22 protein-coding genes, 2 tRNA genes and 1 pseudogene are annotated in these 24,067 nt (G+C 70.0%); 12 read left to right on the forward strand and 13 right to left on the reverse strand.

What is annotated here, in order from left to right:
- Positions 1-11 precede the first annotated feature (11 nt).
- From AB0K43_RS03575 to AB0K43_RS03615, 9 genes are all read right to left on the reverse strand, one after another.
- Entirely contained in the window at positions 12-200 is a 189-nt protein-coding gene (locus AB0K43_RS03575; RefSeq protein ID WP_363635353.1) for a hypothetical protein, read from the reverse strand.
- Between the two features lie 232 nt (positions 201-432).
- Positions 433-2,553 (reverse strand): hypothetical protein, encoded by a 2,121-nt coding sequence (locus AB0K43_RS03580; protein ID WP_363635355.1) that lies wholly within the window; start codon positions 2,551-2,553, stop codon positions 433-435.
- Between the two features lie 97 nt (positions 2,554-2,650).
- Entirely contained in the window at positions 2,651-4,357 is a 1,707-nt protein-coding gene (locus tag AB0K43_RS03585; protein ID WP_363635357.1) for a hypothetical protein, read from the reverse strand.
- 105 nt (positions 4,358-4,462) lie between these two features.
- Positions 4,463-4,705, reverse strand: coding sequence for a hypothetical protein (locus AB0K43_RS03590; RefSeq protein ID WP_363635359.1), 243 nt, complete (start codon positions 4,703-4,705; stop codon positions 4,463-4,465).
- A gap of 29 nt (positions 4,706-4,734) precedes the next feature.
- Entirely contained in the window at positions 4,735-5,106 is a 372-nt protein-coding gene (locus AB0K43_RS03595) for an RRQRL motif-containing zinc-binding protein (protein WP_363635361.1), read from the reverse strand.
- Entirely contained in the window at positions 5,103-5,918 is an 816-nt protein-coding gene (locus tag AB0K43_RS03600; RefSeq protein WP_363635363.1) for a hypothetical protein, read from the reverse strand. The genes AB0K43_RS03595 and AB0K43_RS03600 overlap by 4 nt, the downstream gene beginning before the upstream one ends.
- Before the next feature lie 11 nt (positions 5,919-5,929).
- The gene (locus AB0K43_RS03605) at positions 5,930-6,106 is read right to left on the reverse strand and encodes a hypothetical protein (RefSeq protein ID WP_363635365.1); all 177 of its coding nucleotides are present in this window, start codon (positions 6,104-6,106) and stop codon (positions 5,930-5,932) included.
- A complete protein-coding gene (locus AB0K43_RS03610) occupies positions 6,106-6,444 on the reverse strand; it encodes a WhiB family transcriptional regulator (protein WP_363635367.1) in 339 nt (112 codons plus the stop codon). The genes AB0K43_RS03605 and AB0K43_RS03610 overlap by 1 nt, the downstream gene beginning before the upstream one ends.
- The gene (locus tag AB0K43_RS03615; protein WP_363635369.1) at positions 6,444-6,686 is read right to left on the reverse strand and encodes a hypothetical protein; all 243 of its coding nucleotides are present in this window, start codon (positions 6,684-6,686) and stop codon (positions 6,444-6,446) included. Before AB0K43_RS03615 ends, AB0K43_RS03610 begins: the two co-directional genes overlap by 1 nt.
- A 464-nt stretch (positions 6,687-7,150) precedes the next feature.
- On the opposite strand from AB0K43_RS03615, the gene AB0K43_RS03620 reads away from it, so the two are divergent.
- Both AB0K43_RS03620 and AB0K43_RS03625 read left to right on the forward strand, forming a co-directional pair.
- Entirely contained in the window at positions 7,151-7,477 is a 327-nt protein-coding gene (locus AB0K43_RS03620) for an antibiotic biosynthesis monooxygenase (protein WP_363635371.1), read from the forward strand.
- Positions 7,474-8,712, forward strand: coding sequence for a helix-turn-helix transcriptional regulator (locus AB0K43_RS03625; RefSeq protein ID WP_363635373.1), 1,239 nt, complete (start codon positions 7,474-7,476; stop codon positions 8,710-8,712). Before AB0K43_RS03620 ends, AB0K43_RS03625 begins: the two co-directional genes overlap by 4 nt.
- Positions 8,713-9,173: 461 nt before the next feature.
- On the opposite strand, the gene AB0K43_RS03630 is transcribed toward AB0K43_RS03625, so the two are convergent.
- The 3 genes from AB0K43_RS03630 to AB0K43_RS03640 are packed head-to-tail and all read right to left on the reverse strand — an operon-like array spanning position 9,174 to position 12,273.
- A complete protein-coding gene (locus tag AB0K43_RS03630) occupies positions 9,174-9,908 on the reverse strand; it encodes an MAE_28990/MAE_18760 family HEPN-like nuclease (RefSeq protein WP_363635375.1) in 735 nt (244 codons plus the stop codon).
- An 11-nt stretch (positions 9,909-9,919) separates the two neighbouring features.
- Complete coding sequence (locus tag AB0K43_RS03635) at positions 9,920-11,059, reverse strand: DUF262 domain-containing protein (RefSeq protein ID WP_363635377.1); 1,140 nt, start codon at positions 11,057-11,059, stop codon at positions 9,920-9,922.
- Positions 11,060-11,061: 2 nt separating this feature from the next.
- Positions 11,062-12,273 carry a hypothetical protein gene (locus AB0K43_RS03640; protein ID WP_363635379.1) on the reverse strand — a complete coding sequence of 404 codons (1,212 nt, stop codon included), beginning with the start codon at positions 12,271-12,273 and terminating at the stop codon, positions 11,062-11,064.
- Positions 12,274-14,315: 2,042 nt separating this feature from the next.
- Here AB0K43_RS03640 and AB0K43_RS03645 point away from each other — a divergent pair.
- A pseudogene (locus AB0K43_RS03645) lies at positions 14,316-14,450 on the forward strand (DUF4236 domain-containing protein); the annotation flags it as partial.
- 294 nt (positions 14,451-14,744) lie between these two features.
- Complete coding sequence (locus tag AB0K43_RS03650; protein WP_363635799.1) at positions 14,745-15,125, forward strand: hypothetical protein; 381 nt, start codon at positions 14,745-14,747, stop codon at positions 15,123-15,125.
- A 170-nt stretch (positions 15,126-15,295) separates the two neighbouring features.
- Here AB0K43_RS03650 and AB0K43_RS03655 read toward each other — a convergent pair whose 3' ends face one another.
- Positions 15,296-16,558 carry a hydrolase gene (locus tag AB0K43_RS03655; protein WP_363635381.1) on the reverse strand — a complete coding sequence of 421 codons (1,263 nt, stop codon included), beginning with the start codon at positions 16,556-16,558 and terminating at the stop codon, positions 15,296-15,298.
- Between the two features lie 306 nt (positions 16,559-16,864).
- Here AB0K43_RS03655 and AB0K43_RS03660 point away from each other — a divergent pair.
- The 8 genes from AB0K43_RS03660 to AB0K43_RS03695 all read left to right on the forward strand — a co-directional run.
- Positions 16,865-16,937: transfer RNA gene (locus tag AB0K43_RS03660), tRNA-Thr, on the forward strand.
- 44 nt (positions 16,938-16,981) lie between these two features.
- Positions 16,982-17,054: transfer RNA gene (locus AB0K43_RS03665), tRNA-Met, on the forward strand.
- Positions 17,055-17,136: 82 nt separating this feature from the next.
- Positions 17,137-17,301, forward strand: coding sequence for a 50S ribosomal protein L33 (gene rpmG / locus AB0K43_RS03670; RefSeq protein ID WP_006604855.1), 165 nt, complete (start codon positions 17,137-17,139; stop codon positions 17,299-17,301).
- A gap of 84 nt (positions 17,302-17,385) precedes the next feature.
- Positions 17,386-17,844 (forward strand): MaoC family dehydratase N-terminal domain-containing protein, encoded by a 459-nt coding sequence (locus AB0K43_RS03675; protein WP_363635383.1) that lies wholly within the window; start codon positions 17,386-17,388, stop codon positions 17,842-17,844.
- Between the two features lie 4 nt (positions 17,845-17,848).
- Positions 17,849-18,271 carry a MaoC family dehydratase gene (locus AB0K43_RS03680; protein ID WP_363635385.1) on the forward strand — a complete coding sequence of 141 codons (423 nt, stop codon included), beginning with the start codon at positions 17,849-17,851 and terminating at the stop codon, positions 18,269-18,271.
- Between the two features lie 971 nt (positions 18,272-19,242).
- On the forward strand, positions 19,243-19,524 hold the full coding sequence (locus AB0K43_RS03685) for an acyl carrier protein (protein WP_363635387.1): 282 nt from the start codon (positions 19,243-19,245) through the stop codon (positions 19,522-19,524).
- Positions 19,525-19,549: 25 nt separating this feature from the next.
- Positions 19,550-20,404, forward strand: coding sequence for an alpha/beta fold hydrolase (locus AB0K43_RS03690; RefSeq protein WP_363635389.1), 855 nt, complete (start codon positions 19,550-19,552; stop codon positions 20,402-20,404).
- Positions 20,405-20,494: 90 nt separating this feature from the next.
- On the forward strand, positions 20,495-24,067 hold a 3,573-nt coding region (locus tag AB0K43_RS03695), incomplete at its 3' end, for a beta-ketoacyl synthase N-terminal-like domain-containing protein (protein WP_363635391.1).

Raw genomic sequence — 24,067 nt, forward strand, 5'->3', positions numbered from 1 at the left:
CCTCCGGGAGGTCAGTGGTGGGAGATGAGTCCGACGGCGGCCTGTATGGCGGCGTTGACGGGTCCGGCGACGCCGGTGGAGGCGAGGGTGAAGCCCGACAGCCAGAGCGCGGCGGCGGTCGGCATGGACGCCCGGCGGCCGCGGATCAGCAGGACACTGACGATGGCGAGCAGGACGGCGAGCGAGACGGAGACGATCACGGCGGTGGCCTTTCGGGTGCCGGTTCGGATCGGGGTTGTGGGCCATCACGTGGCACCAGTGGCAGGCCGCAGAGAGGCGGCCTGCGGCTTGTCGCGTTGGTTGTCGCTTGGCACTTGTCGTCTGTCGCTTGTCGCTTGTCGCCTCCCAGGTCACAGGGGGTATCCGCGCCATGCGACAAGCGCACGGGGCCCCTGGGCGGGTGGAGATGACAAGCGACAAGCGGGGGCGGTGTCAGCCCTTGGCGGGAGGCTTGGGGACGTGGGTGTGATGGACGTAGCGCGCTGCCGTACCGGAGCCGGTGCGGACCGTCTCTCCTGCCTCGGTCCACTCCCTGAGCCAGCCGTTGATGGTCTGCCGGGTGGTGCCGAACTCGGGCTTCAGGACCCGTTCCATGGCGGACGCCCCGGTGCCCTGCGGTCCGGCCTTGATCAGCAGCAGAAGGGCTGCTTCGCGGGCGCCGGGTTCCTCCGGGGTGTCCTGCTCGCGGCCGCTGGACCAGGTGCTGGGGTCGGACCAGTCGGTGGCCGTCGCGCTGCCCGGCTCGTCGGCAGCGGGCAGCAGCCACAGGCTTTCCAGCTCGTCCGTCGGCGCCTCGGCGGGCTGGTCCCATCCGGCGGTGGCCTTCCACCCGCCCGGCAGCGGACCGGTGCCGAGCCCCTGCTCCGCCCTGCCGGCCGCCTGCTCCGTGCTGCCGGGCTGGCCGCCGGCGGGGACGGTGGTGGATTCCCAGAGGTGGCCGCAGCGCTCCAGCTGCCAGCGTTCGGTGTAGTCGATGCCCGCGGCGTCGAGCGAGGGGGCGTCCAGCGCGGGGCGGCGGTGGGAGGTGAGGGCGGTGATGTCCTCGATCTGGCCGGGGGTGATGCGCCACTGCCGGGCCTTGGTGGGCTGCTTGCCCTCGGTGCCGACCAGCAGCGACCCCGGCCCGGAGAACGAGTCCTCGGCGCGCAGGGCCCGCCAGCCGAAGAGGTGCCCGAGCTCGGAGTCCTCGTAGGCGCCGGTGGCGACCCGGTTGGACGCCATCTTGCGGACCAGCGGGTCGGGCATGACGTCCTGGGTGACGCGCAGGACGGAGACGACGACCCGGATGGCCATGGCGCGGGCGATCCGGATGACCTCCGAGATTCCGGCGAGCACCGCCTTGGCCTCGCGGGTGGCGGCGACCTCGGCGCCTTCGTCCATGACGATGACGATCTCGGGGACGTTCGGGCCGACGGGGAGCTTGTCCTCGTTGGCGTCGCGCATGGCGTCCTGGTAGGCGGTCTTGCGGCGCTTGGCGATCCGTACCGCCGCGCCGAGCATGCGCTTGGCCTCGGCGGGGGTGGAGGCGACCCAGTCGACGCCGGGGGTGGGGATGTCCGCCCCGGCCCAGCGGGTTCCGGGCCGGCCGGTCTGGGCGTCGCGCCAGGCGTTCAGCCAGGGCAGGCCGATCGATCCGGCGTTGAGGTCGATCACCCAGACCAGGGTGTCGTTGGTCTGGCCGAGGAGGGCGATCAGGGTGTGCAGCCAGTTCGTCTTGCCGGAGCCGGTGGGGCCGGTGACGATCGTGGACGCCTGCCGCAGGTCCAGCTCAGCGCGCTCGCCGGTGGACAGCAGCGCGACCGGCACCGGGTTGTTCACCGTCGTGGTCTCGTGCAGGTCCTCGACCGGGAACGGCAGCTCGGTCCCGGCGAGGCTGCGGGTGGTGACCATGATGAGGACCCGCCGGCGGGAGATGCCGGGCATGGTGGCCAGGCCGCAGCCCTCGGGCAGGTCGAGGTCGGCGCCGAGGCCTTCGGTGCGGTCGGTGATGGCCCGTCGGGTGGTGCCGCCCTCGGGGAGTTCGACCTCGACGGTGTAGCCGGCGCCGGAGGGCCAGTGCTCGATCCCGAGGACCACCACGTCGACGTTGCAGACCCGCTTGATGCGGGCGGTCCATTCGGCGCCCATCTGCCGGCGGGCGCCGATCAGGAGCATGTGCCGGCGGGATTCCTGCTCGATCTCCTCGTGGGCGGCGAACCCGACGGCGAGGGTGCCGGCGGCGATTCCGGCGGCGGTGAGGGTGCCGAGGTGGGGCCAGGTCCAGGGGCCGCCGTGGGCGATGGCCCAGGAGGACCAGCCGCCGGCGGTGAGCCAGCACGCCCCGCGGAAGGTGAGGGTTGCGCCGGTGAGGCGGCGGCGCATCCCGGCGGCGAGGGTGCCGATCGCCCCGGCGGCGCCGGCGGCGAGGGCCCAGCCCGCGGGCATGCCGGTGGCGTGGCCGAGGCTCGCGGTGGTGAGGGCGCCGAGGGTGCCGTTGACGGTGCCGGACAGGATCCCGTGTCCGGCCTTCCAGTCGATCCGCACCCCGGACTTGGGGTGCTTGGGGTTGGTCATCGTGCTTCTCTCCTGCTCACGAAGGGTGGAGGGGGGAGGGAGCGGGCCGCCCACCGTGGGGTGGGCGGCCCGGGGACGAGCGGCGGGACGCCGGGGGTTACTGGACGTTCCAGCGGCGTTCGCCGTCGAGGCCGTTGCGGGGGTTCTCGATCCGCTCGATGTCGGCTTCGTGGACGCGGCGGTAGATGACGGGGACCTCTTCGAGGGCGGCGATGACCTTGGCCATGGCGCGGTAGCCCTCGCCGATCTCCTCGACCACCGCCGGGTCCACCGGCAGGCGTTCGGCGGACAGCTCGGCGAGGACCCGCAGCACGTCCTGGATGGTGAGGAACGCGGTGGGCAGGTCGTTGACCAGCTGCTCGAACTCCGTCATGTACTCGGGGTCGAAGGTGGAGGCGGCCTGAAGCATCACGTCGGCGGCGGAGGAGAGGGAGAACGCGGGAACGGTGGACTGGGAGTCGGACATGGTTGCCTCCTGGGGGCGCCAGCCGAAGATGACGCGGGTCGGTGTCCAGACGGTCGGTTCCTGCACCGCCTGCCTCTCGGGAGCCGCGGTGGTGGGCTCGGTCGTGCGGGCGGGGTCGTTCACGGTCTCGGCGGGCACCGGCACCTCGCCGACGGCGGCCAGGTCGGCCCCGGCGATGGCCGCGTCCCGTGCTTCGCGGGCGGTGCGGGCGCGGCCGGCCAGGTGCCGCCAGGTGCGGCGCAGGTGGGAGGCGACCATGCCGCGGTGCCGCCAGTTGCCCGCCAATACCGACCCCAGCCCCACCAACCCGGTGCCGAGGACCGCGCCGGCCATCCGCGCCCGGTAGCGCCACGCCGAGCGGCGAAGCGCCTTCTGCTGCTCGGGCGTCGACACCACCGGGGCGGACGGCTTCCCGCCCTTCGCTTTGGCCTTGGCGGCAGCGGTGGCGGTGAGGCCGGTGGCCGGGTCGAGACCGGCCTTGCGCAACGCGCGCTGGTGGCCCTTGATCAGGCGCTTCTCGGTGCGGGCGGCGATCCTCGCCGCCCGGCCGGCGGACGCCTCCGGCCAGCGCTCTCCCGGACTGCCGCGGCGAACGGGCTCGTTGCCCCGTGCGCCCTTCGCCACCGACCGGGCCACCCAATCCGGCTGACGCCAACCACCCGACCCGGAACGGCTGTCGGCACCGGCCCGGTGGCCGGCCGCGGACCGGCCGGACGACCTGGTGGTGGTGCCCGCTCCCGGCCGGCCGCCGCCGGTGCTCGCGGGACCGGCGGCGGCCCGCCGGGCGCCGACCGGGACGGCCCCGGTGGCCGGGGTGGCGGTCGCGGTCTGCGGCTGGGCTGCGCTGGGGGCGGTCGGGGTGGTGCGGTGCTGGGCGGTGCGGGCGGCGGCCCGCAGCCCGGACGCGCTCGGCCGGGCCTGCCCGGCCCACGGCACCCCACCACCACCGGCGGCGGCGGACGTTCGCCGGGTGCCGGGCACCTGCCCGAGCCCGGTGGACGCACGCGGGACGGTGCCGCGTCCCCCGCCGGTGGCGGGTCCGGCCGGACTGCCGCTGCGGGTGGAGGTGTTGGTGCGGTTGCGGTGGCCGCAGCGAGCCAGGGAGCGGGCCGCGAGGGCGCCGGCGGCGACACCGGCGACCGCGAGGGATGCGGGGCCGCCGAGGGCGAAGGCTCCGGTGGCGACGGCGCCGGCCGCGTTCGCGGCGGCCACCGCGAGCGGCAGGCCCGGCACCGGGGCCACCGGCGGGTTGCCCGCGGTCGGCGGGGCGGTGGGCATGGGCGGGACGGCGGGGAGGGGCTGGGCGGTGACCTCGACCACGGTCGGAGGCTCGGCCATGATGGCAACTCCGGTTTCTCTTCAGGGAGGGATTCGGAGGCCCGGGACGGCCGGTCAGCTTGCCGGCAGGAGCGGCCGTCCCGGGGTGGCGCTGGTCCGTGGTGGTCAGAGCTGGTTGGGCTCCAGGCTGAAGAACATGGTGTTGGCGTTGGCGAGCTCCGGCTTCTGCCGGGTCACCGACTCCCGGATGGCCCGGTAGGCGTCGGCGCGGGTGGCACCCGCGGGCGGGGTGTAGTTGCCGTCGGTGGTGGACACGCTCAGCGTGCCGTTGCCGATCCAGGCCTGCAGCGTGATGATCCACGCGTACGTCCGGTCGGCGGCCGCGGTGGTGACGGTGGTGTCGGACATGGTGCATCTCCCGTTCAGTGGTGGGATGTTCAGGCCGTGAGGCCGAGCCGGTCCGCGCACGGCACGCAGGTGCCGTACCGGGCGGGCAGGACGTAACCGGCGTCGCGCGAGCACTGCGGGCACCAGCGGCGAGCCGAGTTGGCCTTGGCGAGCGCGGCCTGCCTGGCGGGGGTCATCGGCCGGACCGGCGCCGCGAGGTCGAGGCGGTAGAGGAACGCGGTGGCGGTGCCGCCGAAGCGCGAGCGCCAGCACATCTGCGCGGCGACCGGCTGCCCGCCCGGCCGCAGACCGCGCTTGCGGAGCTGCCGGCGGGTGGCGTACCCGTCGGGGGCCTGCCGCCACCGGAACGTCGGGATACACCCCGGCCCGGTGGCGGCCGGCGCCTCGGACCGGCGCTTCACGCGGGTACCACCTTGGCGCCGACGAGCGGCCGGAGGGCGTCGCGTACCCGCTGGGCGCGGGGCTGGCCGATGCCGTACTCGGCGCGCAGGGTACGCACCGACGGCAGGCCGCCGTTGGCGAGTACACCCGCGAACCGCGCCGCCGCCACCGGCAGCAGCTCATCCACCGTGCCCGGGTCTTCCTGCTGGTCAGGGGCGGTGTATCCGGTGTACTCGTCGTCCTCGGGTACGTACCCGTCCACGTGGTGCGGGCGGGTAGGCTCCGGGTCCGCGGCGGGTGCGGGGCGGGCCGGGAGCGGCATGAACAGCAGCTCCGGCGCTGCCTCAACAGGGGCCACGACAGGCTCCAGTACAGCGGCCGGGTGAGGCCCGGGTACGGCGGGTACGGCCGCCGGGTACACCCCGGCCGGGCCGGGTACCGCGGGTACGGGCTCGGCCCACAGCGGCGGCAGATCCGGCTCCGGCAACCGCCCGTCCGCCGGGGCGGGCTCGGTGGCGTCCTTGGTGTGGAGCACGTGGACTCGCCACAGCACGAGCGGGGCGATTGCGGAGACGAGCGCGATGAGCTGCCAGCCGGGGTGCAGGATTCCGGCGGCGAGCAGGTGCGCGGCGGCGTTGGTGGCGATCATCCCGAGCACCGGCGGGAACACCTCGCGTCCGGCCCGCAGGGCGCGCAGGGCGTAGGTGTCGAGCGCCAGCGGGAGGCCGGCGGCCACGACGGGGTGGAACCCGGACTGGACGGCCAAGGCCCATTCGCCGTGGGCGGAGACGGTGACGGCGGCGCCCATGGCCAGCCAGGCCAGGACGTCCATCCGGCGGGGCTTCACCGCGCACCCCCGATCCGGGCGGGCATCGGGGTGGCGGCGCGCTCGGCGCGGTGGCAGGCGTCGAGGTCGGCGGCGTGCCGCTCGACCCGCTCCGCCAGACGGGCGGCGTTCTCGCGGACCCGGCGCAGGGCCTCGTCGGCCTGCACGGTGTCCGCGGTCGCGGTGGTGGTCATCAGGCCGCCTGCTTCCGCTGCCGGTCTGCCAGGAGGCGGCGCTGGTAGGGGGTGAGGCCGCCGAAGATGCCGTGCTTCTCGCCGCGCTCCATGGCCAGGGCCAGGCACATCTCGCGGACCGGGCAGCCGGCGCAGATGTCCTTGGCTCGCAGGACGCAGAAGCCGTAGTCGTCGGCGTCGTCCTCGGGGAAGAACAGGTCCGGGTCGACGCCGGTGCAGGCGGCGCCCGGCAGGGATCCGGCCGCCTCCGGCGGGGTGAACACCGCGTCCCCGGCAGGGGAGGCGGTCAGGTGGGGTCGGTTGGTGCCGCGCAGGCCGCGGCGCACGAAGCGGGTCATCACGCGGCCGCCTTCCACACCTGGGCGCGGCGGCGCTCGGCGGTGTTCAGCAGGGCGCGGGCGTAGCGGGCGGGCTCGGGGGCCAGGTCGCGGAGCACGTCCCGGGCCACCGCGAGCCGGACCACCTTGTCGGTGTCCGACTCGACGGCGGGGCCGGCGAACAGCTCCACGTCGATGCCGAGGGCCAGCTCGGCGAACTCGGAAGCCGTGGCGGCTTCCTGGCCTGCAACAATCAGTCTCACGGGTCCTTCTCCTAGGTTGAGGGCCCGGCGGGGCGGCTTCTCTCCCGGCCAAGGTCAGGAAGCCGCCCCGCACTTCGGGCAGAAGGGACCACCGGCCCAAACAGCCCGTGGTCGAGGACCGCGGCCGAATCCCGAGAGGGCCGGCCGCGTGTGATCAGTAGCTCGATGGGGCCGGACGTGACCGCCAGGCCCGCCACCGCGCGGCCCCTTCCGAGGGCCGTGGGACGGCAGCGTTGTCAGAGAACGAGCGCTTCCCTGGCCCGCCCCCGCAGGAGCCGACTTCCGGGCGCATTCGCGCAGCTCAGAGCAGCCCAAAGAAGGCCCCTCTGTGTCACCCCTGTCTCACTCGGTGTGACACTGCGAAGCTACTCGCAGAGAATCTGCGAGTCAAGAGAATCTGCTACTCGCAGAGATTCAGCGACCGTGGAAGACTGGTGCTCCAACCTGACAGGGGAGCTGTGACCATGGGTTTTGCGCTCGTAGTGCGTTTCACCGCCCGCGACGAGAGCGCGGCGCGAGCGTTTGACGACCTCGCGGCAGCGGCGCTTGAAGGCATCAAGGCGTACGAGCCGGGCACTCTGGTCTACGTCAACCACCGCGTGCCGGACGAGCCGCGCGTGCGCGTGTTCTACGAGCTGTACGCGGACCGGGCCGCCTTCGACCTCCACGAGGAACAACCCCACGTGAAGCACTTCCTGGCCGAGCGCGGCCAGTACCTGGAGTCCTTCGAGGTCACGTTCCTGGATGAGGCCGCAGGCAAGCGCCCGGCTCAGGCCGGCGAAGCGCGATGACACCGGAAGACCGCCGGGTCTTCGGGGCTCGGGTCGCACAGCTTCGGAAGGAGCGCGGTCTCAAGCAGGATGAACTCGCCGCAGCGATCAACCGGACGGCCAGCTGGGTGTCGCAGGTTGAGCGAGGGGTTCAGCCTGTCGTGCGGCTGGACGTGCTGCAGCTGCTGGCCGACGGGCTGGGCGTCTCCGTGCAGGTGCTCCGGCCGGACGCCCCCCAGACCGCACCGGTGCCGCCGTCCGTGGAGGAGCAGCCGAACGACCTCGACGAGGCCCGCCTACTGATCTCGGGCCACCCGGCGCTCGGAGTGCTGCTGGGTCCGGTCGCTGCCAGCGAGCAGCCAACCCTGGCCGAGCTCAGCGTGGCGGTGGCCGAGGTGTGGGACCTGACCCACGCGGCACGGTTCTCCGAGCTGAGCACGGCGCTCGGGCGGGTCGTGCCGCGGCTGGAGCGCGCAGTGCGTACGGCCGCGCCCAAGGACCGGCCGGAGATGTACGAGCTGCTAAGCCAGAGCTACCAGGCTCTGGCGGCGGCCTTCGTGCGGCAGGACGAGGCGGACGCGGCGTGGGTCGCGGCCGATCGTGCAATCCGGGCGGCAGAGCACTCAGCGCGGCCCCTTCACGTCTTCGCAGGCATTTTCCGGCTGGCGCAGGCGTTCGTCCGACTCAAGCATCTTGACCAAGCGGAGCATGCTGCAAGCAGTGCGGTCGCGGTGCTCAAGAGGCATACCTCGGTGGACACCCCGGATCCTGAAGCATTGTCAGTGCTCGGTTCCCTGCATCTTGTGCTGGCGTTGGTTGCGGCTCGAGCTAGCCAGCGAGAGGAGGCTCGCGAACAGCTTCGCAACGCGCGCCGCGTTGCCGCTCAGCTGGGCGAAGACCGGAATGACTTTAACCTGGAGTTCGGGCCGACGAATGTCGAGATCCAAGCTGTTTCGACGGCGGTGGACTTGGGCGATGCCGGAGAGGCGCTCGACATTGGGCAGAGCATCGATGCGAGCAGCCTTTCGCCGGAACGGCGAGCCCGGCTGTTGATGGACCTGGGACGCGCTCACGCCCAGCGCCGCCATGCAGGTGAGGCTCTGGACTGCCTGCTTCGGGCTGAAGAGCTGGCGCCGGAGACACTTCGAACGCACGTAGCCGCTAGGGCGACGATTCGAGAACTAGCCCTCGTGGCTGGCCGGGGCGCTCCGCCTGAGCTGCTGGAGCTAGCGGACCGGGCCAACGCGCGGGAGTAGAAGCTTTCCCTACGGGTTCAAGGCGCCTCGCTCCGCTCGGCGGGCGGAGCGTACGGGGAAGGCACGACGTAGCCTCACAATTTTCGGGGTGCGGCGCCTGCGGGGCGGCGCCGGCCGTCCTGCGGCGCGCGCCCCGCCTCCTGTCTTCGCCCGGCTGGGGCTTCGCCGGGGCGAAGAGCTACGGCCGGGGCAAGGTCCAACTTCCACTCCGCACGGGCGGACGACGGAGCAGAAGGCAGGGCTCAGAACCAGGCCCGTCGGGGCCGGGGCGGGCGCCTCTGCGGTCTTACCCACCTGCCTGGACTGGGACCCGCGTCGAGCAAGAACGGGGGCCACTCGGCCAAATTGCGGTCAGGCCCAAAGAGCCCTGACCGAGCCACAGCAGCTTGCGGCCCCCTGATCATGCTCGACCCCAGCCCGGACAGGACACCGGCCAAAACCGCTCCGCCGCCCTCTGTGGGCTAGCCGTCGACTTCGATTCCCGAAGAAGCTTCTGGGGCCGAGGCTCCACGCATCTCAGGAATACTTGGTCGAGCGATTCGGTACCACTCCTCAGCGACTGCCTGTGTTAGAACTCTCGCAAGATCACCCATGAACGTTTCACACTTTTTCAAGTGTGCGTCAAACATGCCTTTGGGGATATTTTCCTTGCGGCTGCCGTGTGCGATATCGTTCCGCACTCGCTTGACAAAGTCGATAGAAGTGTATTGATCTCTTGTGACTCGGGTCACGGGAATTCCGAGGGCGACTAATGAGCGCTTCAGGACGTCAGATCCTAGGTTCATCTCCATCGATACCGCAACCTCGGCAACGATTGAAAGAGACCCTTTGCTAAGTTCCTGGATTCGCTGGACGAAGGCAGTTTGATGGCGGGCTCGAGTGGTCAATCTCCCCTCGTCTTCCAGTCCCTCCCTGCTCGAGGATTTGCGCAGGTTGTCGAATTCCACAGACAGGGCGGCCGCCAATAGCTCGGGCTGCAAATCCTCTGCTGGTAGGCACTTTGCATTGATGGCGGCAACATAGAGGGAAAGGGCGTTCCTGGTGAACCCTTCGAGATGGGCGTATTGCATAACGAGAATAGCCCTCAGGGAAAAGACGGGCCAGTCCTCAGGGTCATGCTCCAGCAATAGGCGGTTCCCGAGATGGCGAATCTCATCCAAGCGCCAAGCCATGTCCTCCTCGAGCTCGGCTCGCATCTCGGAAAGGTTCAATCGAGTGCTCCCGAGAACCGATCGGCGAAGTAGGAGATGCGCGCTCGCAGCGAGTTGCGGTCGTTCTTGCCGCCGCCGGTGGCGCGAAGGAAGTCTGGATCGGATTTTCCGGTCTTCACCACAGCGGCAACGCGTTCCATCTGAAATGGGTCTGCTGGGTCGAGCCGGTCAATGACCTTCTGGATCCCGAGGACAATTCCCTCGTAGTGATATACAGAGAACTGCCAGCGAGGGTCGCCCGTCCGGGAGACTGTGCCCATTACTCGCGGGCCGATGTCTATCGTTTCGCCAATTCCGCGGATCACCTTGAAGGTTTTCTCGAAGATGTGCCGCTCGTGCGCGTAATCAAATTGACTGGTCGAGGACGGGTCTGAAATGTCCTCCATGTAGTCGGTCAGGAAGTCGGCGATGTCGTGCCTATACGTTGAGCCGGCATTCTTGAATGCAAAGAACCTGAGAACCAGCTCCTGGTCGAACTTCTCGCGCCGCGCGTTCTCCGTCAGGGTCTCGGAGCAGAACATGAAGTCGCTGTTTCGCGAGAGCTCGATAATGTATTGGTTGAAGTCATTTGACAGGAGGCGAATCGTCGCGTTCCTGACTTCCTGCTTGGAGAGCTCTTCTCCACCGGTATTGAGCCTTTTGAACATGTAGTACCGAAGGCGAGGGTCGCTCTCCTTGCGCAGGATTTCTGCGCGAATGTAGCTCCGCTTCAGCTTGATGCCAAGCGCGCGCGGCAGGTTTGCATGTGTCCTGCCATTCAGCTCGGGCACGATATCGCAATCGGATAGCACCAGTGGAGGAAGCTTCTCGCCGTCAACCTCTAGCTCGCCTCTGAAATGCAGAAAAGAGGAGATTCTCTGGAGCCCGTCGATGAGCTCGTAAACCCGGTCATCTCGCTCGATCAGGAAGATCGGGGGGACCGGGAGTTCCAGAAGAAGTGACTCAATGAATCGAGCTTGCGCGCCTTCAGTCCAGCGAAACATGCGCTGGAATTCGGGATCAATGATTAGCTCTTCAGATTCATACATGTCCGCTAGCTCGTTGAACGAGAAGTCAATACTCTGCGTTCGGACGGCTGTGATCTTTTGATCTACGGCCTGAATCAACTCGTCCGGCGAACTGGCGGCCTCGGCCACGTTCAATCCTTCCTGAAGGAAATTACTGACTCCGCTACGTCGCTCTTCTTGTATGCCCGGGCGGATGTGTTAAGGGTGGTGAGGGACCTCCGGACGGGAAACCTATCGCAGGCTTCGAGTGACCACCCTCGGCGGGCGCCCTCCTCTATGCAAATATCGGCAAGGGGGACGGGGATATCCTTGTAGTAGGAATCCTGCACGACGAGGTGAATTGACGCACCTTGCTTAGAGACGCGATTGATCTCTTCTAGGCCAGCACTCAAGTCGGAGAGATACTGCTGAGCCTGCTTCAGATAGTATCCCGAGGAGGCTTTGCTCCTGTGGCCCTGCACGCGCGACAGGAGCATTTGCGAAATAGGCCCGACGCTGGAGCTGGAGAAATCGGCGTCCTTGCGAATTAGTGTCGTTCCCATGAGCTCGGAGCGGAGGGTCCTGTCCCTCGCAATATCGATACCCATAACCGCGAGTTCTCGGGCGTAGGCCACTGCATAGTCAATTCGAGTCAGATAGGGCGGCGATGTCAAAACCACATCTGCCGTCGAATTGGCAATTGGGAGGCGCGTGGCGGAAGCCGTTATGAGGAGACTGTCTGTCGTCTGGGCGGACCAAGTCCTAATCCTATCCATCAGGACGCCATGCTCGGCCTGAATTAGCTCATCGAGGTAGTCGGGGTTGAAGTCGATGAGATCATCCGAATCTTTGGCCCGCTTCACCCATGTGGGATTGCTTCCCTCAAACTTCTTGGTCAGCGACCGTACAACCCTGAAGAGGGAAACAATGTAGGGCGGGCTAAAAGCCCCGTTCCCATCGCTGGCAACTTCTGCCCATTGCCTAATGCGGGAAGTGGACCTATCCGTAAACCATGCGTGGAGGGGGTCCTCTCCAGAAGATGTGCGAAAGTCCACTGGTGGAGCTTTCTCGGTGCCTTCGCTCGGCTTTATTCCGCATCGCAATCTTGCCACGACATTCGCAATGGGGTTTCGGTCAATTCCGACCGATCGAAACCCTAGGCTTTGCGCCGCAAGGGTTGTGGTTCCGCTTCCATTCCAAGGGTCAAGGACTGTAATTGGGGAGGCGGCGTTCGCCTGATCCTTAGCGAGGAGGTCGCGAGCCCAGTCGAATGAGAAGCCGGCATAATATGGAAATACGTCAGCCAGGCCGGCCGTCTCAACGGCAGGGCGCTTGGGCGTCAGGACTCTCTGGATCTCGGGCATCCGGAGGGTGTCCTGTGTCGCACGGACACGACCACGGGCGAGATCGTCCACTCTTCTTCTTCCAGCCTCTTCGATATGCAGGAAGACATGCTATCGCACGGGTGGATGCAGCGGCGAGGATTGTATGCCAAGGTGGGCTGCGGCGCAAGGGATCGGTGGGGCAGCGGGCCGGTTGCGGCCGATCGACGCGAGGGCCGGGCGCGGCATGGGAAGACTTCAAGCACGAAGCCCGATCGGGGGTATGGGGCAGCGCCATCTGCTCGGTCAGGCAATGGGGCGACGAGCTGAGGGTCAAGACCGAGGTCGGCGAAGGCGGACGGTGCCGTGTGCGGCCAGCCAGGGGTGGTTGCTTCCTCGCGGGAGCCATATGCCTTCAGATGGCCCTCGTGGTGGTGTTGGCCACATCTGCGCCCGCAGGTGCTGTGCAGCAGCGAGGTACAGCAACTTAAGCGATCCTGAGTGACCGCTAGTGGATGGGAGAGGCTGCCGGAGCAGGGCAGGGACCGTTGGCGACCCTCCCGACAGTAGTTCGCATCGAGGCGCGGACCATGTCACTGCCTACAGCATCGCCAACCCACTTGAGACTGGCGAGTGCGCCGGTGATGGATGGGGCGCTCCTCCTCCGGACTGTCTCACAGGTCCCAAAGGTCTCCTGGCGGCTTCGTTCATCCGCACCCGGACACATAGGAGCGGGCCCCTATCGGCTGGCCGAGGCGAAGTGAAGCACCGCGTACTGGCTGTCATACACGACACCACCGTGGTGCGAGCACGCGCCCTGTCTGCCAATCGAAGGCGATATCCAACCGTCAGCACACCGGGGTGGCCCCGGCATTGACACCCAGGCCACATCGGGCGGAGAGTCTCGGGCCGTGCGGGCTTCGGAGACCGCTGAGGCTTCGAAACATCCCTCATGCGACAGGATAAGGGATGACGATTCCACGGCGAGTTGCCGCCTGCGGGCGTAGGCGTCCTTGATGCCCTGTTCAGTAGCGGGGAACGCGCCGCTTGTGGAGTCGCCCACCCACTGGGTCAACGGGATCCCGACTGCTCTCCACTTCTGTGTCGCCAGTCGTGCTTCTTCCCGAACACTGGCGCAGCCCGTGTCGTGCTGCTGGCCGGCGACGAACTGCCATCCGAACCAACCGAGCGGCAAGAGGAGAAGGCACGCGAGCGCCCTGATGCGACGTTGGCGCCGTTCAGCGGAGGCCTTCTCCCCTGCAGCGAGGGCCTCCACCTCGGCGTTGCGTGTCTCAGCGGCGGCTTTGGCTTCCTGCTCTGCCGCGACGAGGTCAGCTTGCCGGTCTTCCTCTCCGCCGTGGTAGAGGCAAACACCGGCGCTGTTCAGAGCAACGTTGCAAGGTTTCATGCCTCGTACGGCGTGGGCGCAGGGTCGGGTTGTCAACCGACCGGCGTTGTAGCGGGGTTCAAACGGCAGAGGCGGCATGGGCGAACAGTCTGCCCGATGCGAATCCCGGAGCCCAGAGTGGCTGCGCTGCGGTAAGAGTTACCGTACGGGCTAGGGGACATGATCCGGACCAGTGGCGGACCAGGATTCGGCCGAAGATCGAGCCAGCAAGCTCCATCGCAGGTCGGAGACGTGGGGGAGGTTCACTTGGTGGCGGTCTGTAAATCTGTCGCGCAAGCTACGCAGGTTCGAACCCTGCACCAGCCACCGGATAACGGAACGGCCCTGAACTGCGGAAACGCGGTTCGGGGCCGTTTTCGTTGCGTTCGAGAGGTCCGCACGACACTGCGAAGCTACGCGCAGAGGTCTGGCACCCGTGGAGACACTGGTGCTCCGGTTCGACCGGGGAGCGAGACCGGCAAGGCGCGCTGGGTTGTATGCCAGCGGGGCGGAGACCGGACGACGTCGACCTGGAATTCGGGCCGACGAATGTCGAGATCCACGCTGCGTCCACGGCGATGGCACTCTTTGCCACGTCGGGCAGGCCCATTCCGTTAGCGGCGGGTGCTGCCGGCATTCGGGACACGATTGGATATAACGAAACCCGTGGTGTCGCGCCCAGCTGACAGCTTCCCGGATGGGTCTCCATCTTCGCAGCAGCCTCAGAGCCGGCCCCTTCCGCTTCAACCTCTCCCCGTCCGGCATCGGCGTTTCGGCGGGCATTCCAGGGTTTCGTACCGGAACCGGCCCGCGAGGCAACTACGTCCGGGTCGGAACTCGTGGCGTTTCCTGCCGGGCCACCTCCGCCTCCCGGCCGGCCGGCTACTCCAGGGCCCCTGCCGATGGCTCCGCCGGCGCGACCTGGCGGCTCAACGGGGCGTCGCCTTTTACGACTTCGAGAACCAGCCCGGAGAGCGGTTCGCCCGGCTCATCGATGCGGCGGACGAGGTGCGCCGATCGCACCGGAACCGGATCGTCACACGGGATCGGGTGCAGTGGTGACCACGGCGCAGCACAAGATGAACAGCGGTGCCTCCGCCATCGTCGGTCGCCCGCCACTGTGAGCATGAGCGGCCCACGAGAGCTCGTTGCCAATATCGCGGTCCCGACCTTTCGCTGTGGAGCCCACACGCTGTACCTGCTGCCCGGTCGAGTGCTTCTGAAGTACCGCTGCGGCTTCGCGGATGTGCCCTACCGCGAATTCCTCACCGTCGTGAACGACCTGCGATTCCATGAAAGTGGACCGGTACCGCGTGACAGCCGGAAAGTCGGTACGACCTGGCAGTATGTGAATGTCAAAGGCGGTCCCGACCGGCGATTCAAGAACAATCCGCAGCCGCGCATCATGCTCTACGGGCGCGTGAACTTCACCACGCGCACCGGTCTGAACCTGCGATGGGACTGCGCTCGGCCTGCGTCGGCGCGCCGGTTCGCACAGGCTCAGTGAACGCTTGTCCCGCTTGTGGTCATGGACGGTGCCGTAACCGACGCGGCGAGTCGGCATGAGCGCCACTGGCCGTCCGCAGTTCGGGCATTGGACTCTTGGAGCACGCATGGAGACAGACTGCCCGGCCGTACCGACAGTGCGCCGGACAGGCGGAAGTGTGTCGGAAGGGGTCAGGTCTGGTTGGTCTGGCGGGGGAGGGCGAGGGCGACGGTGTCCGCGAACTCGCGGACGGCGCTGGTGCGGCTGACCACGCGGCCGCTGTGGACGACCAGGCGGCTGTGGCCGCCGGCGAGGGCGCCGCGGAGGCTGTCGCCGCGGACGGCCAGGAGTTCGGCGGGGAAGCCGGCGTCGACCCGGACGGCCGGGAGGCCGAGGGTGAGGCGGGCCTGGCCGCTGACCGCGTCGTAGGCGGCCTCGGGGCTGAGCGTGCCGGTGGCGGCCAGGAGGAAGGCGGCTTCCAGCGGGTCGGCTCGGCCGACCGGGTTGGCGAGGTCGCGCAAGCCCCCGCTGCCGGCCGCGAGCGGCACCCGAGCGTCGGTCAACTCCCTTGGGAGGGAGGGGCGCAGGCCGGTGGGCGGGCCTTCGAGACCGGTGCAGCCGCCGTTCTGCGGCAGGCAGACCATCCGTACTCCGGCGGAGCCGAGCAGCAGGGCGCCGTTCGCCGGCAGGGCGCTGCACGGGCCGAGCGTGACCCGGGGGCGCAGCGGCGCCAGGACGGCGGTGATCCGGGCCAGTTGGGCGAGGTCCCGGCCGGTGGTGTGCAGGTCGACCGGGCAGTCCGCCTCGCGGGCCGCCTCCAGCAGGGTCTGCGCGTAGCCGACCGGGTCCGGGTCGAGTTCGGGGCAGCCGCCGGCCGCGGTGGCGCCGAGCTTGAGCGCTTCGCGCAGCTGGGCCCGCCCGTCGGCGCCCGCCCGTCCGGTGAGCAGCCGGGGCATCGCCACGGTCTGCAGGTCCGCCAGCCCGCGCAGGGCCTGCCGGGCGACCAGCACCGCCTCCAGCCGGCCGAGGCCGTGCACGTCGCCGATCCGGACGTGGGTGCGCTGGGCGGTGGCGCCGTACCCGAGTGCGGTGAGGGCGGCCTCGGTGACCCGGCGGACCAGGTCGGCAGGGTCCGCCGCGGGGGCGGTGGGCAGGGCGGCGGTGAAGGCGGAGTCGTAGTGGCCGTGCGGCTCGGCCGGGGCCGGGAGCAGCAGGTAGCCCCCGAGGTCGATCCGCGCGCCGGTGGTGACGGCGGGGCGGCCGGGCACCGCCGGCAGGGGGCCGAGGCTGCCGGCGGTGCCGACGGCCTGGATGCGGTCACCGCTGATCCGGACGTCGACCACCCGGCCGTCGACCAGCCGGGCGTTGGTGAGCAGCAGGACGGGGCCGTGGCCGAGCGGGTTGGCGGCCGGGCCGGGGTGCGGCCCCTCGGCTGGTGCGCTGTCCGCGCTCATCGGCCGGCTCCTCACTCTCCGGGGCACTCGGCCCCCGGGCGCTCGACCCCGGGGTGCTCTGCGGCGCTGGGCGCCCCGGGAACCGCATGATCACTGCCGGTCGAGCCTAGGCCGCCGGGAGGCGGGAGGCTCGGAGGCGGGGGCGGCCGGCGGCATAAGTCGTATCGGGGACGGCCACCGGTGGCGTGACCTCCTCGAACGTGTGTGGCCCGAGGGATCGTCAGTACGGCTGCGCCGACCTGCGGTGATCCGCCCCGGATACGGATTTCACCTCTGGCCGGGAACCGTGTAATCTCTTCCTCGTTCGCCCCTATAGCTCAGTCGGTAGAGCGTCTCCATGGTAAGGAGAAGGTCTGCGGTTCGATTCCGCATGGGGGCTCTGGTGAGAAGGTCCGGCGCTTCGGCGGTGGGTTCGATCACCAAAGCGGTGTAGCTCAGTTGGTAGAGCAAGCGGCTCATAATCGCTGTGTCACCGGTTCAAGTCCGGTCACCGCTACTCCGCGTAGTCGATCGGGGGGTACTCTCCCGATCGGCTACTCTTGTCGTGTTCTTATTCGTTGTCCCAGGAAGGCACTCCCGTGGCTGCCACTGACGTCCGCCCGAAGATCACGCTGGCCTGCGTGGAGTGCAAGGAGCGGAACTACATCACCAAGAAGAACCGGCGTAACGACCCGGACCGTCTTGAGATGAAGAAGCACTGCCCGCGTTGCAACTCGCACACCGCGCACCGCGAGACCCGCTGACTTTGCACTGACTCCAGGCCGCACCCCGTAAGGGGCGCGGCCTGGAGTCGTTTCTGTGTAACGACACATTCAGAGGAGTAGCTCATGCCGCTCGATCCCTCCTTCATCGGGCGGACGTATCCGCCCACCGCGCCCTACGAGGTCGGCCGGGAGAAGATCCGTGAGTTCGCCGAGGCGATCGGCGACGCGAACCCCGCGTACACCGACCCGGAGGCGGCCAAGGCCTTCGGCCACCCGGATGTGATCGCGCCGCCGACCTTCCCGTTCGTCATCACGTACGGTGCGGCCGGCCAGGTGGTGAGCGACCCGGAGCTGGGTCTGGACTACAGCCGGGTGGTGCACGGGGACCAGAAGTTCAGCTACACCCGCCCGGTGCGGGCCGGTGACCGGCTGTCGGTGACGGTGTCGATCGACGCGATCAAGTCGCTGGCCGGCAACGACGTGCTGACCGTGCGTGGCGAGGTGCACGACGAGTCGGGCGAGCACGTGGTGACGTCCGTCATGTCCCTGGTGGCCCGGGCGGCCGACGAGGAGGGGAAGTAGCGCGATGGCGATCAATTTCGACGAGGTCGAGGTCGGCACGCAGCTGCCGGCGCAGTCCTTCCAGGTGACGCGCGCCACGCTGGTGCGCTACGCGGGGGCGTCGGGCGACTTCAACCCGATCCACTGGAACGAGAGGTTCGCCCGCGAGGTCGGGCTGCCCGACGTCATCGCGCACGGCATGTTCACCATGGCCGAGGCGGTGCGGGTGGTGACCGACTGGATCGGTGACCCGGCGGCGGTGGTCGACTACGGCGTGCGGTTCACCCGGCCGGTGCCGGTGCCGAACGACGAGGCGGGCTCGGTCATCGAGGTGTCCGGGAAGGTCGCCGCGCTGCTGGAGGACCGCCGGGTGCGGGTGGATCTGCTGGCCACCTTCGAGGGCCAGAAGGTGCTCGGGATGTCCCGCGCCGTGGTCCAGCTGGGCTGAGCGGTGCGCTCCGCCCGGCCGGACCGGTCGGGCGGAGCGCTCGCATCGAGTGGGGCGCACGGATCGGGTGGTGCTACCGGTCCGGGTGGTGAGGTCGGTCCGGGTGGTGCTGTTCGACGGAGCCGTGCTGTTCGGTCGGGCGGTCCCGGGGGCCGGGGTCGCTCGGCCACCGGTTGGAGTCCGGTGGGCCGCGGACATGGCAGTCCTCGTTCCGTGGTCATGGGCCGGCGGTGCAGGGTGGGTGTTGCCGGGCAGGTCAACGGATAGCTGAGGTGACCATATCCACCGTCCGAGCGAAGCGGCAAGCGAGGGTCCGAGCATTAACTCCGAGTTCACATGGGCCTGTTCACGCGCGTAGACATCCCGGCGTGCGCCCCGGCGCATTGCGCCCCCCGAAGTGCGCCCGGTGTGCACCAGACGTTCGAAGCTTGTTCCGCGTCCGATCGCCGCCGCCGAGCCGCACCGGGATCACCGCAGGTCGACGCCGGTTTCGCCGCACATCGTCAACCCGGATGCGGGCAGGGGCGATCGGTGCGCCAGCCGGCTCGCGGACCGTTCAAACACGATCGGTTGGTTGCACGCTCAACCTGAACTCGCGTACGGTCCTGCCCCGTAGTGATGTGCGTCCGGTGCCCCGCGCCGGACGCCGTCGCTCGTAACCCCGCCGGCCGGGCAGGTCGAGGCGGTCCGTCGTTCCGTAGGTGCTGCCGCGGAGCGAGGGGCGTGCGGTGCTGCAACCACCGCGCCAGGGGCGGTGCTGCAACCACCGCGCCAATGGCAGATGTTGACTGTTGACCTACGAATCTCTGAGACCCCGGCCGAGCCATGCCCGTACGCGCCCGCACCGTTCGTGCGCCGCGGCCGTGACGGCTCCCCCGGGACCCTAGCAGCGCGCGCCTGCTGCTGACAGGTGTTCTCAGAGACATCCCCGACGGCCCCGCCCGGGTCGACGCATCCCTGGAGGAGCAACCATGGCTCTGATTAAAGCAGTTGACGCGCAGAACTGGCTGATCGAGAAGATCGCGCACCGGCTCGGGGTGGAGCCGTCCGCGGTGTCGCCGGAACAGTATTTCGACGAACTCGAACTGGACTCGACCGAGGCGCTGATCCTGGCCGGAGAGATGGAGAGCTGGCTCGGCTTCGAGCTCGGCACCACGGCGCTCTGGTACCACCCGAGCATCAAGGAGCTGGCCGCGCACATCGCCGAGGAGTCGGCCACCCGCGCCGGGGTGCAGCATGTCGCGTCGGCCTAGCCAAGTCCCGCTTCCGGTAAGCCGGTTGAGACAGGCCTCGGCGGGCCGGGACACGGTCTACCTGGTCCACCCGGGAGCCCTCGCCGCCGGGGTGCACGCCACCCTGGCCGAGGCGCTGCCGGACGGGACCGGGCTCACCGTGCTCGACCTGTCCGCCCTGCCGGACTACTGGGAGGCGGCGCTCACCGGGGGCCGGGCCGAGACCACGGTCGAGGCGCTGGCCGCCCGGCTGCTGGAGGAGTTCGACAGCGCGTACGACGGCGGGCCGTACGCGCTGGCGGGCTGGTCCTTCGGCGGGGTGGTGGCGCAGGCCATGGTGCAGCAGCAGCCGCCGGCGGATCGGCCGGACCGGCTGGTGCTGCTCGACAGCATCGCGCCGACCGGGGAGTACCAGCAGCCCGACGAGGCGCTCGAACCGGAGCTGCTGCTCGGCTGGTTCGCGATGTACCTGGGCGCCAAGCGGGGCCGTCCGGTGCGGATCGAGCCGGGCGCCACGGCCGGCCGCGGCGTCGACGACGGGCTGCTGCTGGTGCTCGAAGCGGCGGTCGCGAGCGGCGCGCTGGCCCCCGACACCCCGCTGCCCGGGCTGCGGAAGCTGTACGACACCTACGTCGACGGCCTGTTGCGCAACAACCGGCTGACCGCGCCCTACCGGCCGGTGCCGGCCGGGCTGCCGCTGGTGCTGGTGACGGCCGAGCGGAGCCTGATCCCGGACGACCCGACGCTCGGCTGGGGGCCGCTGGCGCCGCACGGCCTGGAGGTCCACCGGAGCCCGGGCGACCACTACACGATGCTCACCCGACCGGACGCCGCCGAGCTGATCGCGCGCCTGGTCCGACCCACCCCGGTCCCTGCGGGGACCGGCGCAGAGAAGGTCTGACGCAGGCCCCGTCCTCCGCACGGACCCCGGGCCGCCGGCCGCACGCGGCGGCACCGGGGGCCGGCCCTCCGAGACCAAGAGAGCCCTGCCGTGAACACCTCGCAGCCCATCCTCACCAGCTCCGACGACGACTTCGGCCGCCGGCTCGCCGATGAGCCCGTGGCCATCGTGGGCCTGTCCGCGCTCTACCCCAACTCCCGAGATCTGAGAGAGTTCTGGGGCAACGTGGTGGCCGCCGCCGACTGCATCCAGGACGTGCCGAGCACCCACTGGGACATCGCCGAGCACTACGACCCGGACCCGTCCGCGCCGGACAAGACCTACTCCCGGCGCGGCGGCTTCATCCCCTCCGTCGCCTTCAACCCGATGGAGTTCGGCCTGCCGCCGACCACCCTGGAGGTCACCGACGTCCTCCAGCTGCTCAGCCTGGTGGTCGCCCGCGACGTCCTCAAGGACGCCGGCGCCGAGCAGCCCTGGTACCGGCCCGAGCGCACCGGCGTGATCCTCGGCATCACCGGCGCCAACCAGCTCACCCAGCCGCTCTCCGCGCGCCTGCAGACCCCGGTGCTCAAGGAGGTGGTGCGCAGCTGCGGACTGACCGAGCGGGACGCCGAGGAGATCGCCGAGAAGTTCAAGCTGGCCTTCGCGCCCTGGGAGGAGAACTCCTTTCCCGGCATGCTCGGCAACGTGGTGGCCGGCCGGATCGCCAACCGGCTGGACCTCGGCGGCACCAACATGACCATCGACGCGGCCTGCGCCAGCTCGCTGGCGGCGACCAAGGCGGCGGTCAGCGAACTGCTGGAGGGCCGGGCCGACACCATGCTGGCCGGTGGCTGCGACGCCGAGAACACCATCTTCATGTACCTGTGCTTCAGCAAGACCCCGGCCTTCTCCAAGGTGGGCCGGATCCGCCCGTTCGACAAGGACGCGGACGGCACGCTGATCGGCGAGGGCATCGGCATGCTGGCGCTGCGCCGGCTGGCCGACGCGGAGCGGGACGGCAACGAGATCTACGCCGTGATCCGCGGCATCGGCTCCTCCAGCGACGGACGGTTCAAGTCCATCTACGCCCCGCGCAAGGAGGGCCAGATGGTCGCCCTGCGGCGCGCGTACGAGGACGCCCGCTGCACGCCGGACACGGTGGAGCTGTTCGAGGCGCACGGGACCGGCACGGCGGTCGGGGACGCGACCGAACTGTCCGCGCTCGCGGCGGTGGTCTCGGAGTCCACCGAGCAGCGGCAGTACGCGGCCGTGGGCAGCGTGAAGTCGCAGATCGGGCACACCAAGGCGGCGGCCGGCGCGGCCGGCATGATCAAGCTGGCGCTGGCCCTGCACCACAAGGTGCTGCCGCCCACCATCAACGTGGACGAGCCCAACCCGGCGATCGACTTCGCGGCCGGCCCGTTCTACGTCAACACCGAGAGCCGTCCGTGGATCAAGGATCCGCAGCGGGCCGAACGGCGGGCCGCGATCTCCTCGTTCGGCTTCGGCGGCACCAACTTCCACTTCGTGCTCCAGGAGCACGGTGAGGGCGAGGACCTGAAGGTGATGTTCCCGGTCGCCCGGGTCCACCTCTGGCACGCGCCCGACACCGCCGCGCTGACCGCGCTGGTCGCCGAGGGCGGCGCGGGGGTCGAGGGCCCCGTGCCGGCCGGCCACGCGCGGCTCGCGCTGGTGGCCGCGGACCGGGCGGAGCTGGTCGAGCTGCGAGCACTCGCCGTCCAGGAGCTGCGGGCCAAGCCGGAGGCGGGCGAGTGGGCGCACCCGAAGGGCGTCTGGTACCGCCGGCAGGAGGCCGAACTGGGCAAGGTCGGCGCGCTGTTCGCCGGCCAGGGCAGCCAGTACGTCAACCCGGGGCACCGGGCGGTGCTGGCGCTGCCGCCGCTGCGGGCCGCGTTCGACCAGGCCAACCGGCAGTTCACGGGCGCCGAGCCGCTGTCCCGGATCGCCTTCCCGGCCCCGGCCTTCGACGACGCGACCCGCCGGGCGCAGGAGGAGTCGCTGCGGCGCACCGAATACGCCCAGCCCGCGATCGGCGCGCTCTCGGTCGGCCAGTACCGCTACCTGACCGGCCTCGGCTTCACCGCCGACGGCCATCTCGGGCACAGCTTCGGCGAGTTGACGGCGCTCTGGGCGGCCGGTGCGCTGACCGACGAGTCCTTCTTCGCGCTGGCCCGGGCGCGCGGCGCCGCGATGGCCCCGCCGTCCGACCCGGGCTTCGACGCCGGGGCGATGGCGGCGGTCGGCGCGAGCGAGCAGCAGCTCGCCGAACTGCTCTCGCAACATCCGGAGTTGGTGGTCTGCAACCGCAACGCGGCGGATCAGGTGGTGCTCGGCGGTGCGACCGAGGCCGTCGAACGGCTGGTCGCCTCGGCGGCCGGGAGCGGCCTGCGGATCAGCCGGCTGCCGGTCTCGGCGGCCTTCCACACCCCGTTCGTGGCCCACGCGGTGGAGGCCTTCCGGGCCGCGGTGGCCGAGGCCGAGGTCCGTGCGCCGCAGCGCCCGGTGTTCGCCAACACCCCCGGTGGGGAGTACGGCGCCGACCCGGCCGCCAACGGCACGCTGCTGGCCGAGCAGCTGATCAACCCGGTGCACTTCGCCGACCGGGTGGAACAGATGTACGCGGCGGGCTTCCGCACCTTCGTCGAGTTCGGCCCGAAGGGCGTCCTCACCCAGCTGGTGGGGCGGATCCTCGGCGACCGGCCGCACCGGGCCGTCCGGCTGGACGGTGGTCCGGGCGCCGACGCGGACCTGGCGCTGAAGCGCGCGGTCGCCCAACTCGCCGTGCTCGGAGTGCCGTTGTCGGTGGCCGACCGGTATGTGGCGCCGGCGGCCGAGGCCGCGCCGAGCAAGGGGATGACGGTGCTGCTCAACGGCATCAACTACGTCTCCGACGCGCGGAAGGCGGCGTACCGGGACGCGCTGGAGAACGGCTACCGGATCGCCGAGCCCCGGCTGCCCGGGGCGGCCGCGGCCGTCCCCGCCGCGGCTCCGGTCGCCCCGCTCGCGGAGCCGGCCAGGGCGGTCGAGCCGCCGGTGACGCCGCCCGCGTCCGTGGCCGTGCCCGCTCCCGCTCCGGCGGTCCCCGCCGTACCCGCCGTTCCCGTCGTCTTGGAGAGCGAATCCGTGGACCACGAACACCCTTCCGCGCCGGCGTCCGACCGACTGCCCGAGCTGATCGCCGATCACCTCGCCCTGCACGACGACTACCTCAACGGGCAGCTGCAGAGCGCTGAGCGGCTGGCCGGACTGCTGGAGAACGCGGCCGGTCAGGGCCGGGTCGACGACGTGCTGGCCGGCGTGACGGCGGTCAAGGAGCACGGGCTGGCGATCGGCCGGACCCACCTGCGGGCCAACGAGATCCTGCGCGACCTGGCCGCGCTGGAGCTCGGCGCCGGCGGTACGGCGCCTGCCGCTGCCCCTGCGGCGGTGCCGGTCGCGGCCGCACCGGTGGCCGAGCTGCCCGCGCCCGCCGCCGTGCCGGTGGCCGTGCCCGTCGCCCCCGCGCCGGCCCCCGCCGCGTTGCCCGCCGCTCCGGTGGCACAGGCGCCGGTGACTCCGCAGGCTCCGCAGGCGGCGCCGGTTGTGTCGGTTGGTGCGGTGGCGGGGCCGGGTGAGGTGTCGGCGGCGTTGCTGGAGGTGGTGGCGCAGAAGACCGGCTAT

It is taken from the genome of Kitasatospora sp. NPDC049258, from assembly GCF_040678895.1.
GTDB lineage: Bacteria > Actinomycetota > Actinomycetes > Streptomycetales > Streptomycetaceae > Kitasatospora.